This is a genomic window from Paenibacillus wynnii, from assembly GCF_000757885.1.
GTDB lineage: Bacteria > Bacillota > Bacilli > Paenibacillales > Paenibacillaceae > Paenibacillus_AQ > Paenibacillus_AQ wynnii.
The window spans coordinates 1097441-1116843 of the sequence record NZ_JQCR01000002.1; the positions used below are offsets into that span (position 1 = coordinate 1097441).

A 19403-nucleotide genomic window follows, 5' to 3' on the forward strand; every position below is an offset into this window, starting at 1 on the left:
CACTCATCCTTTCCGTAACATTCACTTGCCCCTCAGCGTAATTCAGGAAGCTGATCAGGGTCGACACCATGCAGCTTATAACCGTTCATTACATAGGTTTCGTAATACACTTTGCCATTCCGATAGTATAGAAGATCCTCCAGATGGAAGCCTCCCATCAGATTCAGCTTCTCCACACCGCTTCGGCGCTGCTCATGAACGAAACCTAGCCTATATATACGTGTGGTCTCGTCTACGGTGAAGGCATACCGCAGAAATTCAGAACCGCTGTCACCGAAGAAATACTTCTCCTCATGCCGGTGCTCCTGCGTGTATTCGAACAATCGGACATTGACGACCGAGCCCTCTTCTAGACTGCGGTACAGTCGCTTGAATAGTTCTTCTCTGGACATCACCTGACGGTTCTCATAAGCAGCCGCAACATTGGCACGCCGCAGCAGCTCTTCCTCAAAGGATAGAGCAAACGGCTCCGCCTTCAGCAGCTCCCGCTGACAGACCTCGATCAACCGTTCAATAACGGCCTGTTTCCCTTTATCTAACAACACCGAGACATTACCCATGTAACGCTCACTGAAAAAGATACCGGCACCACGTTTTGCCACCATATCGTTCATAACCTCGTCTGTGACCACCCGGTAGTACTCCATGATATTCTGACCGATCTCATCCCCAGTATGTCCAACACTATTTAGCGCTGTAGCTCGTAGCTCCTCTTCAAGTTCTTCCATGAGCTTCACCCTGCCTACACACTCAGCGTGAAGCTGTTCCAAGCCGGATTCCATTCGCTGACATACTAGGAGCTCACTCTCCAGTCGAAGAAGTTCATACTTTTTGCCATAGACCGTCGAGAACAAATAATGGATGAAATTACGCACGGTACGTTTCTCCAGTAAGGGAACACGCTTGAAGGGCTGCCTTTCCACATTCTCAGCGTACAAGGCCTCCAATTGCTCCTGGCAAGCGGAGATCATGGATCGCAAGCTTCCCATATGCTGACGAAGCTGAACCAGGACACTTCCCGAACCGGCATCCCGGTCTGCCGTCCATTCAGCCAGTTGATAGAACGATACAGCCCGTGTTTCCTCTTCCCCATTCACCAGCAAGGACTTCCAGTTTCGCATTGGCTGAAACGGCTCCAACCGCTTGGCTGACACTGAAATAAAGTTGTTACGGAAATACGCCACACCGCCGTCTCCGAAGAGTACCTGCTCCGCTTCCTGTAGGGACATTCGTTTCAGTTCATTGTACGAGGGATGACCATGACTCATCAGCCCCGTCATTTCCGAGATCCCCTCTTCATCGGGCAGCAGTTGCACTGCTCTCTCCCGCAATCTCTCCGGATCAAGCATCAGTAAAGTCTGCCGTTCACGCATACTCCAAGGACTGCCTTCACGCATTTCTGCTGCGAGACGCCGAAAGACATGATACAGAACAGCCAGCGCAATTTGCCGATTCGGCCTTCTCACACTGGAGAAACCTGCTGAAGCATAACTCTGCCGCCCTGTGCTGCCTCTTATACCGCTTTTAAAAGTCATATTATTGTAGCCACCCTGTCCAAGGGCAGGGTCGGACGAAGAGCGCACCCTGTTTTTGAGCAAGCTGATGTGAGAGATGATCTCGTAGTTGTCACTCATCCCCCCCAGTGACAGCATTCCGCGCTCATTCTTATCCGATAACAGGTAGACGAGATCGAACAGTGAGGAAGGTCCATGGTTCACAGGGATGGCAAAGCCCTCTTCGGTCACGAGCAGCGGTGCACTATAGGTATAATCCGCGGATTGCATATTCTCCAACTCACGTAAAAAAGCTAATCCGACAGAGCTGGAATAGCCGAACTGGTCGCCCTGTTCCCGTTCCTGAATTAATGCATATACATCTGTTTGAACCGACTTGAAGGATTGCCCCAGAACGGCACGGGCCAATAGAGTAATCTCCGGCAAGAACACATTAAGCGGGTCATCGACCCGCGTAATAATAGACAGATGGATTACATCAAAGGAGGAATAGAGCCGTCCGTAATCCGCTATGCTGTTGCTAATCCGTCGGAATACACGATTCATCTCCGCCAAAAAGCGGATCTGCTCATGAAACTCACGATAAATATCGTGCCGTACAGTATGTTGATCACGGCCTTCAGTGCCTGGCAGAATCATTTGCTGAACTCGTTCTGTTCTGTTGTCGGCGACCCGATTGTTGTCCCCGGCCTCAGGGATTGCATGGATAGCCATAACACCGCCAGCGTTATCCCATTTCCGCTCACAGCTATCCAGCACGGGACCGATTGCAGGAGTCACCTTGTCGCCAACGAACAGAAACAAGGCGGGATAATGGATGCTGCTGCGTCCATCTCCCTTATTCTGCAGCGCCTCTTCTCTGGCGGCATACTGCTCCGCATAAGATAATGTCAATGATTTGGTCATAGGACTATTTCAGCTTTCTGCGGATGTTGCTTAGCTTACCAGTCATGCTCTTATAGAATCCATACATCTCGTCGCCGTTGGCATGCTCCACCCGTTCATATTCAAGGCTGTCTCGCGCTTCAAGGAAGGTGACATACAGGCCTTCCAGCTTATACAGGAGCGGTGATACGTCTTCCGCAGCGGTCATTTCACCGGCACGGCGTGCCGCCTTGCGCAGCAGCACACTGCGGCTCTTCTCATCCAGCTCACGGAAATGACGGTACACCGCAAACTCTACATAGCTGCGTTCTTTCATTAAATTGGCGAACGGTTCCCAGGCATCCTCTTCCTCATCCCGGTCATACACGTACAGCGCACCTTTCTTAATAATACTGTCCGTATACAGTGCCTCAATGAATTGATCCATCCATTTCTCTTCATCCAAAAATTGATGAAGCAGGGCTTCCAGCTCTGCGGCCTGAGTTGCTAATACCGCGTATTTCGCCAGCTCCTCGCGTACTCGGGAGATGAGCTGCGGCGAACGGATCAGGTTCTCCTGAGCCAGATCTCTATTAATACTGCCGAAGATATCTTTAATGCCTTCACGCTCCAACCCTTTGTCGCGCAGGTTATTCAGATCATCTGCTGCCTTCTTCACTTCTCCCATATTCGGCCGTCCCGATTGCAGCTGAAGATTATAGCCGCGAAGGAACGCCTCCAGATCAAATGGCTTGGTGAAGATAACCGAATAACGGCTGCTTGTATTCTCGTCTACTCCTTTTTCCTTGATGATACCCAGCTCCAACGCCTGCGCGAAATCCGCCCGTACTCTAGCGTTATAATCACGGACACGGTTGTTGACATAAGTATCTCCCCATGATTTCTCAGGGATAGGAGAAGGCAGATACGTCCAGTTGTTCTTATCCGTCTGCACCAGATGTCGGCCGATGCCTTCTTTATCCAGAATGGTCCGTTCATAATTTTCTTCAAACACCCGCAGCGGAGTATACACAAACAGCGGTACCCCATTCCGCGTATTCAACCAGAAAATACGGTTCTTGACCTGACTTTCCTTAATCGTGAACTGCGATTTGCCCAGCGCATTATTCTGGTAGTTGCGGATACCCTTCAGGATTCCCGGTGCTTTAACTGGCACGGACACAAAACCCCATGACGGGAAATGCAGGCTACCGGAGCTGTTGCTAAGATGGAAGGTAGGCACAGCTTCTTCATCCAGCTTACCTGCGACAATACGTTCCACAAATTTGTCCAACGGCTCATCGTTGCCATATTTCATAACCAGGAAATCTTCCATTGAGCGGGTGATCAGATCCCCGAATTTATCACTTAAGAATTCTGAAATGGAACGGACAATATCAATCTCCTGCTCCTTCACCCAACGGCCGGAATGGTTCAGCATTTCACGGGTAAAGTCACGAATCAGATCATCGCCGTCCTTCTGATCCATGATCTTCGAGATCGTTGCTGAAATATCCGGCACATTAACAATGTTCCAGTAATACGTCTTGTTTCCTTTGTGATCAGCCTGCTCTTCACCATTGATGAGAATCTCACCATTTTTGGCAAAGATCGAGCTAAGCGCACTCAAGATTTCTGTAAACACGCCGTAAATCCGGTTGTTCTCTTCGTTAAGACGCTCATATAAGTCCTCATAAAATTCAATCATGCGCTCTGTGCGTTCTACATCTGCATGCAGCCAGTATTCATTGATCTTGGCTTCGATATAGGCGTTCTTCTTCTTTTCCTTCGATACAAAAGCACTGCGGGCATCGCCCAGCTTGTCATCTGCACTGTCACGCGCCGTTTCAATATCACGCGGTAGACGAAGCAGGCTCTCACGCAAGGCCTCGATGTACGAAAGAATCAGCTTCAGAATGCAGAAGCCTTTCTCGGTAAACAGTAAGCGCGATACGTAAAAGGGTCCCTGCTCCGGATGCAGGAAGATCCGTTCCAGTTCTTCTCCGAAGCGTCCAACGATTTCACCGGGAAGCTGCTTTTTGGATTTAATGTATTCTTCACGCGCACGGGCCAGGAAGTTCTGTTCCAGCTCGGTATCCATGCTTACGACTTGATTCTTGATCACATTGGCATGGCTGAGACGTTCACTGTTCTGATAACCCGGCAGCGGCTCGGGCACACGGGCTTCAAAGGTCTTGATCATACTGTCGAGGTCAATCCCAAGCTTGCGGGCAAACTTCTCTACATCCTCTTGACCCGGTGCCTGATGGAACATATTCTCCATTTTCTCGAACAGCCGAAACGCCAGATAAGTTGTCATTTCCTCAATAGGCAGCACAGCGGAAGAAGCCCCGATGATGTTGTATTCATAGTTAGCCGGATACGTTTTATTCATCTGGGCGATATTCGTCCGAATGTTGCTGATATAGTCATGGATGGCGAACTCTTCACCCGATTGCTTTTCCTCGCTGGCCATAAAGTTGGTAATATTCTCCGCGGTTACATTCATGCAGTAATCATAGGCATTCTCCAGAAGCTTGCCTTCGGTGTTGGTTGCAGAGATCAGATGACATAGATTGAACGGAGGAAGCGGGGAATTCACCGTCAAAATATTACCGTACTGCTGGCGGAATCTCTCCCCCCGGCTGTCTACATTCATCCAGTAATCCAGCTCTTTCAGCGCCGCGTAACCATTCTTGCGGATATATTCACGGGTATGCTCACTAAGACTTTTATTCGCTAAATTCACGTCCGGTGTGAACAGATACCCCAAAGTGTTGACGCGATCAATACCTGCGGATCCGAAGTCGCGTTCAATAATCCCCCGCACGATATAGGCAATATCCAGAAACGCACCGCTGCCTGTACCCCCCGAAAGACCTGTCAGCAGGAATACCATCAGCTTCTTGTTCGTGCCGACAGAGAGTGTCTTGATCTTCTTATCAATAGCGGCAACTACTTGATTAATCTTCGTAAACAACAGCAATCTGCCAGCTTGTCTTACACCTGCTGCTCCGTTCATACCGTCAGTGATACTCATCTCGGGAGACAGCCATTCCGTAATATAAGGCTCGAGGATGCTGCGGTTTTGCAGAAGTCCACCGATTTCGGCATTCGCCAGCAGCACAAATTCATTCTGCGGGTCGAGCCCGATGCCTTTGTATTTTTTACCGCGATCCTGTTCATTGGTCTCAAAAGCTAAAAACTCCACATTATCGGGCTTATCCCGTTTCTTCTTAGACAACGGATCCTCAGGCAGCTTAAAGCGGCGGTTAATCTGATATTTCAAACGCAGTAGCGCGTCTATACCCGTCCCGCCAAGTCCTATGATCAGCATTGGATTATCAATGGTATCCACTCTGATCTTGTCGCTCACAATACCCCCGCCAAGGGATACGTCCAACTGCTGAATATGCTCTCTCACTACCGGTTTCATATGCTTTCCCCCTATAAGTTCTGCGTTCAGTACTATACTAAATATTCGATCATAATCGTCTTGTCCACGCTTGGCAGCAGCACCGAAATCCGGTCACCGCTCTTCAGTTCCATACCCCGGGAGGCATCTGCATTACGTCCTGACCTTTCCACTGTCAGTCCATCTCCCCCACGAACCAGCAACCTGTCATTCTTGCCGGGTGTGAAGATCAGCTTCTCACTTTCTTTGAGCTCCGGCGCCAGCTGCAGCAATTGATGAAGGGTGAACTTCCCTCTGAATCCGTTCAGTTTTTTATATTGAGGATAGGTTTTCTCACCCGTATTTCCATCACGCACTTCCAGTACCATCTGACCTACAAAACCCCGTGTGGACTTCTTCCACAACATCCATAAGGCTACACCTGCAGCCAGTAACAAAAGAACTCCAGCGATGATAAAATACAGTGTCTTGGAGGAGGTTGAAGTGTCAGTAGGCTCTTCATTAGCTCCCGCCGTTCCGGTTCCTGTTCCAGCTCCGGTGCTGCCGGTTCCCGCTGTACCCTTCACGGCATTAACCTTAACTGTATCACTCTCTCGGTAAAAGCTGCTCTCTTCCGCCCGAACCTTCAATTCATAATTATGATTGTCCTTCACCTCGAATGTCCCTTTAAAAACATCGCCAGAGTTATCCAGCGGAATCTCCTCAACCGTCCCAGTGTCTATATCGGTAGCCAGCAATACCGCATTCATATTCTGATACAAGTTGCTGAGTGTTACCTGAGTCCCATTGCTGAACAGATGGGAGGCAATATCGATTTTGTCTCCTTTTTTATAGGCATTCGAAGACAGCGGATCGATTTTCAGCTCCAAATCATAGTTGAATACGAGATTAATATCGATCTTGTCCTTAGCGACACCCTTCACTTGAAGCTTCCAATCGCCTTGCTGCGGCGTCAATAGCTTGATTAGGCTGTATGTTTTGGACTTCGATAACAGCACATCCCCAGACGGAATCGCTACGCTTTTCCCTGATGGATCCGTCAGCTTCGCGGTTACAGGCTGTGACGACATAATAGAAATATTGGCTTCCAACACGTTGGCATTCGGCACATTCACGGTCACATCCTGATAGCTGCCATTCGCCGTAATTGATTGAACGGGTACAATCTTCAGCTTCAGATGGCTGGCAAAGATTTCACTCAGGATTTGGGGTAGATCATCCGCTGAATCCGTCGCAAAGGCTTTACCTCCTGTCTTGTCTGAAAGATCCGCTAAAATTTGCTTATTAAGCTTGCCGTTTGCATTCAGACCGATGGTATAGATGGGATACCCGTTCTTCTTGGCCGCTTCTACCGCCTGATTTAACTCTTGATCCGACTGGCTCTGCGTTCTCCCCGTCGCTTCGTTCAGGTCGTTATTCCCGTCCGCAAGCATAACAATCATAGGCTCATGAGAAGGGTCGCTTCCGTTCTGCAATACCTTAATCGCTTCTTCTACCCCAACGGCAATATCCGTATAGGAGCCGCGGTCCAAACCATCGATGAAGTCCTTCAGATCCTGCTTGTCATCAGCGGAACTGATTTGCAGCAAGGCCTTCTCCCGTTGTACCTTGTCGGTATAGGCTACAATCCCGACCTTGTCTCCTTGCGTCGATAGCATATCTATGAACATTTTCATCGCTTCACTGGCGATTTTGTTCTTGTCACTCTTGTTCATAGAGTTGCTGACATCCAGCAACAGGACAGCATCAATGTGTGAAGGTGCCGGGGCAGCGGCATGTGCAGTTGAAGCCGCGTACGGGCTTATTGCCAAACTAAGTACTAGGAATAGAGCAGGAACAATACTGAATATTTGAGACTTGATTGTACGTTTGCTAAGATGTTTATGAAGCATAAATAGGGCTCCTCTTGTGTTATAGTTGGCACATATGGCAAGCTGGATAAGGGTTCAAAAATCTGTCAATTGTATGCCATAATGATATAATTAAAGCTTGCAAACTTCAACTTTAGGACCGCCGGCCCAGTAGGATGGTATCTTTTTAGAATCATTTCGGAACCTCTCTGGCTGACAGGCGCGACTGATAGAAAGGACATTTCCATGATTTCATACGTTATCCTAGGGATTACGTTCCTTTATGTCGTAATTCAAATTTTCATTTACGTCTCGCGCGGGCGTAAACCGCATAGCCGCGAGGACATCGATGAAAGACTGTTGGCTGTTCTTAACGGAGGCGAGAAGCGCTGATGAATAAGAAGAAACCTGTTACGTTCCGTCCGTTCAAAGCTCCGCGTTATGCCTATGACAAGCTGCGTATCTGCCGTCATTGCGGAAGTTATACCGCTCTTTCCGAGCAACGATGTAAGAAATGTGATAAAGCCTCCCTTACACCTGTGGAGAGTCGCGCCGCTTCAATTACCGGGCGTAAAATGAGTACCCGCCTATGGTTGGTCCTATTACTGACGCTTATCTCCGTCTACTTCGGCCATGACTTCCTCCAAATGGCACTCTGCGCTTCCGGGGGATTGCTGTTAATCGGCCTACTCTATTACGCCCAGCGCAAGGTGCGTTCTACCGAGAATTTAAGAAGCCTGAACGAACTCCTAGCTCAGAACATATATTTCATCAAAGAAGGATTAGAACTGAATCGCCAGGAGGCCGTCTCCGTTCTTCGTGAGAATGATGTTCTGGCTTACGACAAGCTGCGCGAGCTCTCCATCCTTCTGCGCGGTGATCGCATTGCCAGACAGCGTGTGGCGTTATTGCACGGGTTTCACTTGCGCAAAGATATGGATCTGGAGATGGAACAGCTGCTCCTGAAGGATTTTGAACCGCTATTGGCAGAATACATCGGTGAAATTGCCAAGGTTCGGCATGACCTCATTAAAGACCGTACCTTTCGTTATACGCAAACTTATGAGTCGCAAATTCTTCGTATGGAGAACGGTCGATCTATTCTAACCGGAGTTGCCGGGGCAGCCGTTCGTATGAAACGATATGCCTTGCTGTACTCCACTTTTATAGGCAGATATGTACATGAGCTGCCCCGAGACCGGTTCCTGAGGTTATCCAAGCTGATTGCCGCTAACCCCCATGAACCCTGGAACGGTCTTGATGAAACCGTGGCCCAAATCGTTGAATCCAACTATCGCTGGGACCCGGAATTTCAATAGTTAGCCGTAAGGGCGAAAGAGGTCACTACATATGACGTTCAAACAACTGATAAACCCGCGGAATTTTATGATTATTTTGTGTATTTTTGTGTTGGTACTTCTTGGAGAGAAGGCTTTATTGATCTCGGACAAGATAAATGCCGTACAGGAAGCAGACCGATTGTATGCTGCAGGGGATCTGATCGCCGCTGAAGAGCAGTACCAGGAAGCGGCTGCAAACTCTTCCATTCAATATATGGATGAAGAGATTTCGGCCCGCTTGAAGAAGCTCACCCCGATTACTCTGATACGAAACGGCTTGGAGGAGTTAGACCTATCCTCCCAAGCACAGGCGGCGACCAAGGACTTTGCAGGATTGATGAAAAGTTATGAATCTCTTATCCGTTTGAAAGCCAATTACATGAAGCCTGGAAGTCCCTATGAAACCTATTATCGCCAGTTATCAGCGAATTCAGGCATTTCAGACAGGATAGCATCGTATTTCCAGCAGTTTAAGAAGCAATTCTATGAGGAATTGACACAAAGTAAGGCTATATTAGAGAGTACGGATGATAGCTTCAAATGGAATCTCCTGCTTATTCCAGATCCTTATTTCGGCGGATCCAAGCTAAAACAACAGCAATTGGCCTCCCGATTCGAAGCTTATGACAAGGGAAAGCTGTCGGCTCTGGCGGCAGCAGGACAACTTGAAAGCTTGCTGAACAATGCCCAGACGCAAATGAATAGCTACAAGTTACATCAATATGAAGCTCCCTGGGTATTAGAACAAACAGAGAAAAGCGGACAGCAGATCCTCAGCAAGGATGTGGAGGGGAATAACATCACGGCTTTCACTGAGCATGCTCTGTTGTACAGAAAATTTGCAGATGCTGCAGATTTAAGTTCATCTAAGGTAATTCATTTCGTGGACAACAGCCTGAGTAAACTTCTGAAAAGCGCCGGGCGCATGGTTCGGGCAGGACAGTTTACAGAAGCGATCCAGTTATATGGACAGCTAGATCCACTTCAGGATACATCAGCGGAGATTACAGCGGCATTGCTGTCATGGAATATCGCAGAGCCGGTCCGATTGCTGCCGGGAGGCGAAGAGGCGGAACGATATAGTCATGTAATCTCTGGCAAAAAACGCTATGACGCCCAGGTATATGTAGCCGGCACTGACAGCACCGGCCGATTGTACTACGCGGCAATGAAGAATGATAATAGCGTGGTTAGTATAACGGGAGATATTATTCCCGGATATGAGAGTCTTCGCAGTCTCACATTCAATGAAGCTCTCAGTTCCTCCTCCGGTCTGCCGGTTGTTCTGGCTGAGGCCAACGGAGAAGGAGGGCGTAGCGATTTCTATGCCTATGAGATGAGGCCGGATGGGTTATCGATTTTGTTCACGCTAAGGGGAGATAGCTATGAACTGCAGCCAGATGGCTCTATTATTCTTAATAATGCGGACATAGGTGATGGAGTTGAAGGCCAAAAGGCCCTGTATCGCATAGTTGACGGGGTGTACCAATTTGCGGAAATCGTTCAGGAGTATCCCCTGATTTCGGCCGTAGATTTAGAGCTTCACCCTTATGAGAATGTATCGCTGAGTGTTGAGATTTACTTGGATATCAACGGAAATACCTTTACGTATGCAGATGGGCGCTATATTTCACTTTTGGGGGATATTAACGTCACGGGAAATACTATGGTTACTGGGCAATTCCAAAATGGCTATGAAACCGTAATGACTGATGTAGGAGAGCAGAACGTCCCTGTTTTTATAGTAAATTCATTAGGGAGTTTAAGTCTTCAGGAACCTTAAACACAAAAAGCTAAAGGGCGGTCGGATGACTTGTTCCAGATCCTAGTCGTCCGGTGCTGGAAATATGAAGCTTAGCATTGGAGTTAATTATTGGGAGGGGCGCGAATCGATAGTTTCTGGAGCAATTAGCTACGCCAGAAACTATCGAGAAGATAAAACAGGTTGAAATAAAAAAAGGATCATTACGATTCTCAAGGAAGATGCAAATATGGCGTCCTAGAATACTTGGAAGCTATCCAGGCTAATAGCGAAGGAATAGAGAAAGGCGATCGTCAAGTTGAAAGCTCCGTCCTCTAAAACTGAGCACTTCAGGGTTTGATGTCGCCAGACCTCATTGTACCAAAATCCCTATATAAAACCACCACAATGATTAACCTTATAAAATTTAAAGGAGATTATGATGATTTTTAAAAAAAACTAATTATATTAATACATCGCTCATTCTTATCATGAGCCAATTTGCGTTATTACCGATAGGGTGTTGAACGGGCCGGCGCTAATTGCCGGCCTTTTGTATGTATATATGTACCAAATGACATATTTTGTGCGCATGTCTGCGCCCCAAGCAACCGGACACTCCAGTAAATCGGAGCATTTCTGCGAAAATCAAAAAACGACCCTGTCGCCATCGATGCGAACAGAGGCCGTTTTTTGCTGCTGCCGGCAAAACAAAAAATCGGCCCTGAAGGACGATTTTGGGGGAATCTGAAGGTTTATATTTCTTCATTTGGTAGATTATTCTATTCTCCTAGATTAAAAAGTGCTATAGTTATTCTATAAAATACATAAACTTGATAAAAATGCAACTTATGCTCAATTTAACTCGTTTAGACAGAGAGAGGTATATGATGAAAAAGAGATTAACAAAAGTATTTGGTTTTACTGCTGCATTATCTTTATTATTTCCAACTCTTACAAGTGCTTATCAGGCACAAGATGCCTTTTTTAACAGTCAAGGATTCTCAAAAACAACAATTGCAGCTATGCCTTGGTGGGAAGACTCTACAGTAGCCGGCCTAGGATACTCAACAATTTTAAGTGATGCAAGGGCAAAATGGGATGCGGCAAGTGCAGCTAACGTAGGCTATAGCAAAAAAACCTCAGCTGATAGTGCTACCTTAAGATTTTATGTCCATAATGATGCAAACGTTAATTATTATGGGGTATTTAAACCGTATGACTCTTCAGGAACCGCGTTTACTGATGCCGACGTAGAAAACCCTAATAAATCCTTTTATAAAGGTAATTTAGTTATCGCCAACTATTACATTCAACATTCTCCTGCAGCTGGTGGTGGGCCAATGAATCGTACACAGACACTGGACGTTGCCATTCATGAAATTGGGCATTCATTAAGTTTGCGCCATCAACCAGATAGTGAAGTGTCTGTCATGGCAATCTCAAAAGTCACCTCTTATGGTTCTCCCCAGACTCTTGACTACTCAAATATCGATTATAAATACTAAAAGGAGTGAGTGAAAAATGAGAAAAACTATCTATATCATTTCCTCTTTGGCGATCGTCTCATTTATCGGGTTCGGTATTATCAATGCTAATGGAGATGCAAATCGTACTGTAGTAGTAGATGCCCAAAATAATATCAATTATCAAATTGCTACGAGTCACGCTAAAATGCCGTATTATGAAGAGTTGAACACTTTAGATAACTATTCGGAAGTTATTGTAATTGGACATGTCGCAGGACAGCAAGATACTTATCAAGTTAAAACTGATAATGGAGAGGTAATTGATACACTCGGCAAAACCCCATTTCAAATTGATAAAGTATTAAAGGGCAACAATATCACAAAAGAAACTCTAGTAACCGTAATGGAAGATGGACGAGTAGAAAATGGCGTATATTATAATTTAGAGGGATATGTCAAAATGAACGATTCTGATCAGTATATGCTATTCTTACGGAAAACCGGAGACAACACATATGCTATAAATGGATCGTACCAGGGGAAATTTAATATTGAAAATGCAGATGAAATTTCGGAGTTCAAGAGTAATGCAATATCGGAGCAACAATTAGAGAATGTTGAATACATTGGTGAAAATACCGATCATTTCAATAAATTAAAAGAAGAAGCAATTAAAAAATATAAAGATTAGGCCCTGTCTGATCCAAGAAGGCATGCAATGATTGCTTCTATCCATTACTGAACTAACGGGGCACGATAATTTTAATAAAGGAACATGAACATCAGGTATAAATGAAAAGGAGCTCCTTGCCGCAGCTCCTTTTTTTACTTCTGCATAAAAGTCTTATCTGGATTCTGGATCTCCAAATTCAGCCAAATTCAACCGTGACAGCCGATTAGTCTTCCGTGGAAACAATGAAAAAAACCGTGATTTGCTTCATTTAGGAGGAAGACCCGTGCTTTTGTTTTTGATTTTACTTTTGTTTTTCTTTTGCTTGATCTCGCCGTTTCCCTCGGGTTTCCGCGACAAATACGGCAAATCGTCTACCTACATGGGTTTCAATATTTATAGTTGCACAATGTACACTTATATTTCTCCCTTAGCACACTTTAGGGTGTTTAATTGCACTTTATACACTTATTTTTGGGTATTCCGGGGTTTAACCGCCATATTCGTGTTTTTAGTTGCACAAAGTACATCTATCCATACATCCGAGCACCAAAAGCTAGAAATAAGTGTATAAAATACATCTATTACACTGACTACCTCCGATTTTCAGCTCCAAGGGCTAATTCAATTGCACTTTTACCCTTCATTTCACCATTCTCAGCTTCGGAAGCTAATTTAATTGTACTTTTACCTCTTATTTCACTCATTCCATCTAGAAGCGGACGCATGGAGCGCATGGGCACACAAACCTACTATTTCTGAGTGTGATCTACTATTTCTTTTTGTTCTTATTTTTGTTTTTAAAATAAGCACCAACTCCATTACTCGCCAATGCTATCACGCCATACATGATCGAGTAGGAAAAGGCGCTACTGTTGCCTTTAAAGAAAATATATACCGACAAGGTGAACAACACCGCCGGGAGCAGACACATGATGATATTAAAGCCTATTCGCAACCCTGCCTCACCTGTAATAATCAGTATCGCCGTCGGATTGACCATAAGCAATAAGAGTATCCATATGCCCAGATCATTCATAGTAGCATTCGCTGTATTGGTTTGGAGAAATGGAATCAGAAAGAAGAGTACCGTGTACACTCCGAGATGAATCAGAAGTCTTTTCGATGTTGAAGTCATGCTAGCTTCCCCCTAATTGAATATGCCCTCATTATAATAGATATCAGGCTCCGTTCGCAGAAACAAACCTCACTACGCGATTTATGTATACAGCAACCCCCGGAACCAAAAAGCACATCGCCCGGGGGTTGTATTGTTATTATGGTCTTATGTTCTACTAAGAATTATTCACCTGGATAGACAAGTCCCCACTGTGCACGCACTTCATCCAGCAGCTTCAGGATGGCCAGAGACTCATCAAGCGGCATGATTGGACTTTCTGTCAGCCCTGCTTGCAGGCAGCGGCCCACCTCTTCAGCTTCATATACATAACCGATAGAGCTGCGTTCATGCTCAAAAGATTCTACCTTCTCTCCACCCACATACAGCGCTGCTGATTTCGGATTTACTAAGGTGCCCTCCACGATAATATGACCTTCCGTCCCAAAAACATGCGCTTCCTCCAGCATTTTGAGACGTATTCCTGCGTTCAGAGAAGCTGTACGCCCGCCTTCATAGGAGAGAAGCATCGAGAAATGCTCGTCCACCCCGGTCTCACCGATATGCACTATGCTTGATATTTTTTCAGGATGCGGTCCAAAGACCATTGAGGCAAAAGAGATCGGATAAATGCCCACATCCAGCAGCGCACCGCCTCCGAGATTCGGATTCAGCAATCGTCCTTCAGGATTCCAATCTGCCCGGAAGCCTAGATCCGCTTTTACCAGACGCACTTCACCGATCCGTCCTTCGGCAATCCACTCTCTGACCTTAACTATTGCCGGTATAAAGCGGCTCCACATGGCCTCCATCAGAAACAGCTTATGCTCACGCGCGTAAGCCACAACTTCCTCTAATTCACGGCTATTTACTGTAAAAGGCTTCTCGCACAGCACAGCTTTGCCTGCACGTAGCGCCAAAAGCGCATTCTCTTTATGAAAAGGGTGCGGTGTTCCAATATAAACAGCATCCACCTCAGGGTCATTTACTAAATCCTCATAGGTTGCATACGCTTTGGATATGCCGTGATTGCGGGCAAATTCATCCGCACTTTCCTGCGAACGAGATCCCACTGCATAGGCCACACCATTAGAACAATGAACTAAATCCGTTACGAACTGATGAGCGATCCAGCCGGTACTGATGATACCCCATTTCACCTTGTAAGCGTTGTCTCCAGCCATTAACGTTTCTCCTCCCAGTCATACATTCTATCATTGTGATTGTATCAAAATACGGTACACAAGTAAAAAGGAACTCGTCTACCGTACCGCTTCCGTTCTCATGTACGGGCACTGATTTATTTACCTAGACTCCTTCAGCAGCCGCTCTACAAATGGAACATCCGCCGGAGCAAAGACAAACTGACCCAGTCCCTTAGGCAGCACCCATTGGTAATCATCATGATCCACTAGCTGCATTTCCCCTTCCAGATACTCCGCTTTCCAAGCAATCAGTTCGATATGTAAGTTTCCATAGCTATGCTTATTCGTCCCAAAAAATGCATAGGGAAGGATAGAGATGCTCATCTCCTCCATCAGCTCCCTTTGCAGACAATGCTGAACGCTCTCGCCTGGTTCGATTTTGCCGCCGGGGAATTCCCAAAGACCTCCCTGTGATTTATCCTCCCGCCTTCGGGCGATCAACAGCTGTCCTTCACCGTTATATATTATCGCTGCCGCTACCTCAATCACTGAAAGACCCCTTTTTCCTATGTCGTGAATACTCCTATTTAATCATAGATCCGCAGCAATACAAAAGGACCCCTCCAAACCTAAACGGTCGTGGAAGAGTCCCTGCTCGTACAAATCATTTTTTATTTGGTTAACACAAGCTCGAGGCGTACCTCTAGCGTATTTTCAGTATCTAGGACTACCGTGTGCGGGTTGCTCATTCCAAAATCGGAGAAGTTGACCGTTGTGGTTCCAGATAGCATTAACTTCCCGCCGCTGTAAGCCGCTTCGGACTGAAAAGTGACGTCTTTAGCAATCCCTTTTACCGTGAGGGTCCCTTGCAGTTCCATCGGTACGGGCGTTCCCTCTACCCATTCGATTGGAAGCTCAGAGAATGATTTAGCTGTAAAAGTAGACTGAGGAAAGGCTTCTACGTCCAGAAAGTCTTTGCTTTTCACATGCTCATCTCTTTTGGCATTCTCGGAATCCAGCGTAACCATATTCACTGTGCCTTCACCTGTCATCGATTCCACATCTTCCAAATCCACATTCCAGCTGCCCGTAACCGTAGGATTCACGAAATTCACTGTTTCTTTGGAGGTTGTGACCGACCAGTATACCTTGGAGGTGTCAGCGATTGTCCAGTTTCCGTTCAATTGCTCCGCTGTAACCGCGGCACCTGCCGCTGCTCCTGTTGACCCCTCCGCTGAAGCAACATCCTTATTTCCCGCGGTGTCTGTCGCCTGACTCTGTGCAGGAATCACGGACTCAATGTCCACATTATTGCCCAGTGTTTTGTTCAGCATTGTGTAACCCGAGATAACAGCTACGATCACAATACCGGCAGCAACCAGCACTATAGGTTTTTTCTTCATCCTTATTCCTCCACCCATCTTTTTATAGTTTGTACTTTTGCTCGTTCCTCATTCTAACAAAGCAATATGTCGGGAAGATGTCAAAGCGGAGGTCTGCCAGATGTGGTAAACTTGTCATAATTTTAAGCAAACAGAAGCAGATATCCTGTGGAATCTGGACATGCTTTTACAATATCAAGGAGGTAAACTGACTTTGAAATCTATTCTTATAGTAGAAGATGAAGAGGCCATTTCAAGAGTTCTGAGTGTTTATTTAAAAAAGGCCGGCTTCAACGTAACCCGCGTTCCCGATGGACGTTTGGCCCTGGAAGCCTTCGAGCTATCGCCGCCTTCGCTTATCCTTCTTGATATCATGCTGCCGAACATGGACGGCTTCGAACTGCTGCAGCTCATTCGTGAGAAAAGCAGCTGCCCCATTATCATGCTGACGGCAAAGGATGAAATTAAGGATCGTCTTGCCGGTCTTGACGGGGGTGCGGACGACTATATGTCCAAGCCATTCATCCCCGAAGAGGTAGTGGCTCGTGTAAATGCAGTACTCCGCCGCCCCTCTCAATGGTCGGATGGCAGCAGCAAAAGGCATTTTGGAAGCTTATTCATAGATTACTCAGCGAGAAGCGTCCTTCTGAACGGAGCAGAGGTGAACCTCTCTCCTCGGGATTTATCCGTCCTGCTCTTTCTTGCCGAACGCCCCAACCAGATCTGCAGAAGAGACCAGTTAATTGAGCATGTATGGGAGATGGACTATGAGGGAAGCGATAGAGCCGTGGATTTGTCGATCAAAAGGCTCCGTCAAGCGCTGTCGCATTGGCCTACTGGTGAAGGTGAAATCCGTACGCTGAGAGGAATCGGGTATCAATTATGGACAACTTAAGAAAACAGACCTCTATTCTCTCCTACTGGACCATCCGTTACTTGATCATCATAAGTATAGGGCTGCTGATCACCGCACTGACTACCTTTTGGTGGATTAAGCAAGAAGCAATGGATAACCGGATGCAAACTACGGGACTGCTAGCGCAGGAAATCGCAGATCGGAGCGTGGGGCCGGACGGCAATATCGAGGTAAGCCAAAATTTAACAGCACTCATTGAAGACCGAAAGCGATTCTTCAAACTAACCGTAGAGATGTGTGTCATCATCACTAATAATAAGGGTCAGCTTCTGTTCTCCATGCCCCCTCTAACCGAGGAAGAGATGCAGCATAAGCTGAACGACGAGTTAAACGATGTCCGTTCTCCGGAATACAAAGCGGCTACAGCCTCGATTCAGAGAGACGGTACCCTACTGGGTAAAGTGTTCGTGCTGCAATCCAAGAAAACGCTGAAGCATATCCCGCAAGAGGAGATCGGCTTTTTTGCCATCATGTTATTGTTCTTAATCATCCTGAGCTGGCTGACTATATATCTCCTGGCCCGCAAACTGGCCCGACCTATTCTAAAGGTGGCTACAGCTGCAGGCCAAATCAGCAGCGGCCAATATGACATCGCTATCCAGGCCAATGCCAAGGAAAGAGAGATCAATGAGCTGATTGTATCTTTTCAGGAGATGGCAGGCAGACTGAAGCAGCTCGAGCAATCCCGGGCTATAATGCTGGCAGGGGTATCCCATGAGCTGAAAACACCGGTTACCTCTATTAAAGGTCTTATTCATGCGGTACGCGAGAAGGTTGTTGAAGGTGATGAAGCGGATGAGTTCCTGGATATCGCTCTACTGGAAGCCGGAAAGCTGCAGCGTATGGTGGCAGACCTCTTGGATTACAATGCACTGGCTGCAGGGGTGATCTCCATCCGGCATGACAGGCTTGCAGCTATCCCGCTTCTGTCCGAAATCGTATATCAATGGTTCCTTACACAGGATAGTGGGGTGTCTGAGCCGGAACTAACTCTACCCACTACACCTTTATTCCTAAGGGGAGACCCGCTGCGGGTTCAACAAATCATCGTGAATCTGCTGAACAATAGCGTCCAAGCCAAGCAGCAGGGCATCCCGCTCAAGCTTACTATTGAGCTCCACAACACAGGGCGCGGTACTGCTGAAATCATCATCACCGATAACGGCACAGGGATATTAGCGGAGCATCGGGGGCTTATTTTCGAGGCTTTTTTCCGGGGCGGCTACAAGCAGAGCACTCTTCGCGGTCTAGGTCTCGGTCTTACCTTCAGCACACTGCTTGCAGAGTCTATGAGTGGAAGCCTGAAGCTTCGTGATCATGACCTCCCGGAGGCCGGATGTACCTTTGTATTAACTTTACCGCTCCAACGATAGTCAGATCATGGAGAGAGTACTTTTAAAGTAGTCGGCTTCAGGACAACATGATATAATCACTTGCACAATGAAACCGTGAACCGGAGGCTGTTTATGTTAACATTCGCACAAAAATTAGTGATTTTGGATTCATATCCTGAGCTGGAGCGTAAAAACGTATCGCTGGGACGCGTGAATTATCACTTCGAGGAAAGCCAGCATGATAAAAAAACGGTCGCCTTCCATCTTCATCCGAACGGGAACGGCTACGTTTTTGCAGGGTTGTTAAGAGGTTATGAGACGGACGATAAAGGATTTGTGAACATCCGTGATTTCTCGGAGTCGGAGCTGCGGAGTCTGCTTGAAGCTTCCATTACCTCTTTATCCGTCAAAATACCGGAAGCTCCAGTCCTAGGCAAAAGAAAGAAAGCCAAGGCTGCTGCCCAAGGGGAAACTCTCTGGAAAGACTCGGAGGGAAACGAACTTACTCTCAGGTTTGAAGAAGATCTGTGGTATCTCTATGCAGGCCTTCATCTGGAGATGGCGTTTGAAACGATTGAGGAAGCTAAGGAATACTTGGCGGAAGAAGGATTTGCTTCGGAACAGGCTTAGAACAATCTAACTTTAA

General features: G+C 46.7%; 14 protein-coding genes. 7 read left to right on the forward strand and 7 right to left on the reverse strand.

From position 1 onward, the window contains the following. Positions 1 to 32: 32 nt before the first annotated feature. Genes PWYN_RS07515 through PWYN_RS07525 form a run of 3 tightly spaced genes read right to left on the reverse strand, consistent with a single transcriptional unit; the run spans position 33 to position 7685 of the window. On the reverse strand, positions 33 to 2420 hold the full coding sequence (locus PWYN_RS07515) for an FtsZ/tubulin family protein (RefSeq protein ID WP_036650048.1): 2388 nt from the start codon (positions 2418 to 2420) through the stop codon (positions 33 to 35). 4 nt (positions 2421 to 2424) lie between these two features. Continuing rightward, the gene (locus PWYN_RS07520; RefSeq protein WP_036650051.1) at positions 2425 to 5814 is read right to left on the reverse strand and encodes a tubulin-like doman-containing protein; all 3390 of its coding nucleotides are present in this window, start codon (positions 5812 to 5814) and stop codon (positions 2425 to 2427) included. A gap of 32 nt (positions 5815 to 5846) precedes the next feature. After that, positions 5847 to 7685 (reverse strand): VWA domain-containing protein, encoded by a 1839-nt coding sequence (locus PWYN_RS07525; RefSeq protein ID WP_052087820.1) that lies wholly within the window; start codon positions 7683 to 7685, stop codon positions 5847 to 5849. A 350-nt stretch (positions 7686 to 8035) separates the two neighbouring features. Between PWYN_RS07525 and PWYN_RS07530 the strand changes: the two genes are divergently transcribed. The 4 genes from PWYN_RS07530 to PWYN_RS07545 all read left to right on the forward strand — a co-directional run bounded on the left by PWYN_RS07530 (position 8036) and on the right by PWYN_RS07545 (position 12884). Continuing rightward, entirely contained in the window at positions 8036 to 8962 is a 927-nt protein-coding gene (locus PWYN_RS07530; RefSeq protein ID WP_036650054.1) for a hypothetical protein, read from the forward strand. A gap of 31 nt (positions 8963 to 8993) precedes the next feature. Continuing rightward, a complete protein-coding gene (locus PWYN_RS07535; protein ID WP_036650056.1) occupies positions 8994 to 10766 on the forward strand; it encodes a hypothetical protein in 1773 nt (590 codons plus the stop codon). A gap of 845 nt (positions 10767 to 11611) precedes the next feature. Further along, positions 11612 to 12232: a zinc-dependent metalloprotease family protein gene (locus tag PWYN_RS07540; protein ID WP_205622739.1), complete on the forward strand. Its 621-nt coding sequence runs from the start codon at positions 11612 to 11614 to the stop codon at positions 12230 to 12232. A 16-nt stretch (positions 12233 to 12248) separates the two neighbouring features. Next, a complete protein-coding gene (locus PWYN_RS07545; protein ID WP_036650060.1) occupies positions 12249 to 12884 on the forward strand; it encodes a hypothetical protein in 636 nt (211 codons plus the stop codon). 751 nt (positions 12885 to 13635) lie between these two features. Here PWYN_RS07545 and PWYN_RS07550 read toward each other — a convergent pair. From PWYN_RS07550 to PWYN_RS07565, 4 genes are all read right to left on the reverse strand, one after another. Then, positions 13636 to 14001, reverse strand: coding sequence for a hypothetical protein (locus PWYN_RS07550; RefSeq protein WP_036650062.1), 366 nt, complete (start codon positions 13999 to 14001; stop codon positions 13636 to 13638). Between the two features lie 164 nt (positions 14002 to 14165). Then, positions 14166 to 15164 (reverse strand): Gfo/Idh/MocA family protein, encoded by a 999-nt coding sequence (locus PWYN_RS07555; protein ID WP_036650064.1) that lies wholly within the window; start codon positions 15162 to 15164, stop codon positions 14166 to 14168. Between the two features lie 120 nt (positions 15165 to 15284). Beyond that, a complete protein-coding gene (locus PWYN_RS07560) occupies positions 15285 to 15674 on the reverse strand; it encodes a (deoxy)nucleoside triphosphate pyrophosphohydrolase (protein ID WP_036650067.1) in 390 nt (129 codons plus the stop codon). Between the two features lie 122 nt (positions 15675 to 15796). Further along, a complete protein-coding gene (locus PWYN_RS07565; RefSeq protein ID WP_036650069.1) occupies positions 15797 to 16528 on the reverse strand; it encodes a YceI family protein in 732 nt (243 codons plus the stop codon). 193 nt (positions 16529 to 16721) lie between these two features. Between PWYN_RS07565 and PWYN_RS07570 the strand changes: the two genes are divergently transcribed. The 3 genes from PWYN_RS07570 to PWYN_RS07580 all read left to right on the forward strand — a co-directional run bounded on the left by PWYN_RS07570 (position 16722) and on the right by PWYN_RS07580 (position 19387). After that, positions 16722 to 17402 carry a response regulator transcription factor gene (locus PWYN_RS07570; protein ID WP_036650071.1) on the forward strand — a complete coding sequence of 227 codons (681 nt, stop codon included), beginning with the start codon at positions 16722 to 16724 and terminating at the stop codon, positions 17400 to 17402. Continuing rightward, positions 17390 to 18796, forward strand: a complete 1407-nt coding sequence (locus tag PWYN_RS07575) for a sensor histidine kinase (protein ID WP_036650073.1) — start codon at positions 17390 to 17392, stop codon at positions 18794 to 18796. The genes PWYN_RS07570 and PWYN_RS07575 overlap by 13 nt, the downstream gene beginning before the upstream one ends. Positions 18797 to 18889: 93 nt before the next feature. Then, positions 18890 to 19387: a hypothetical protein gene (locus PWYN_RS07580; RefSeq protein WP_036650075.1), complete on the forward strand. Its 498-nt coding sequence runs from the start codon at positions 18890 to 18892 to the stop codon at positions 19385 to 19387. Positions 19388 to 19403: the final 16 nt, after the last annotated feature.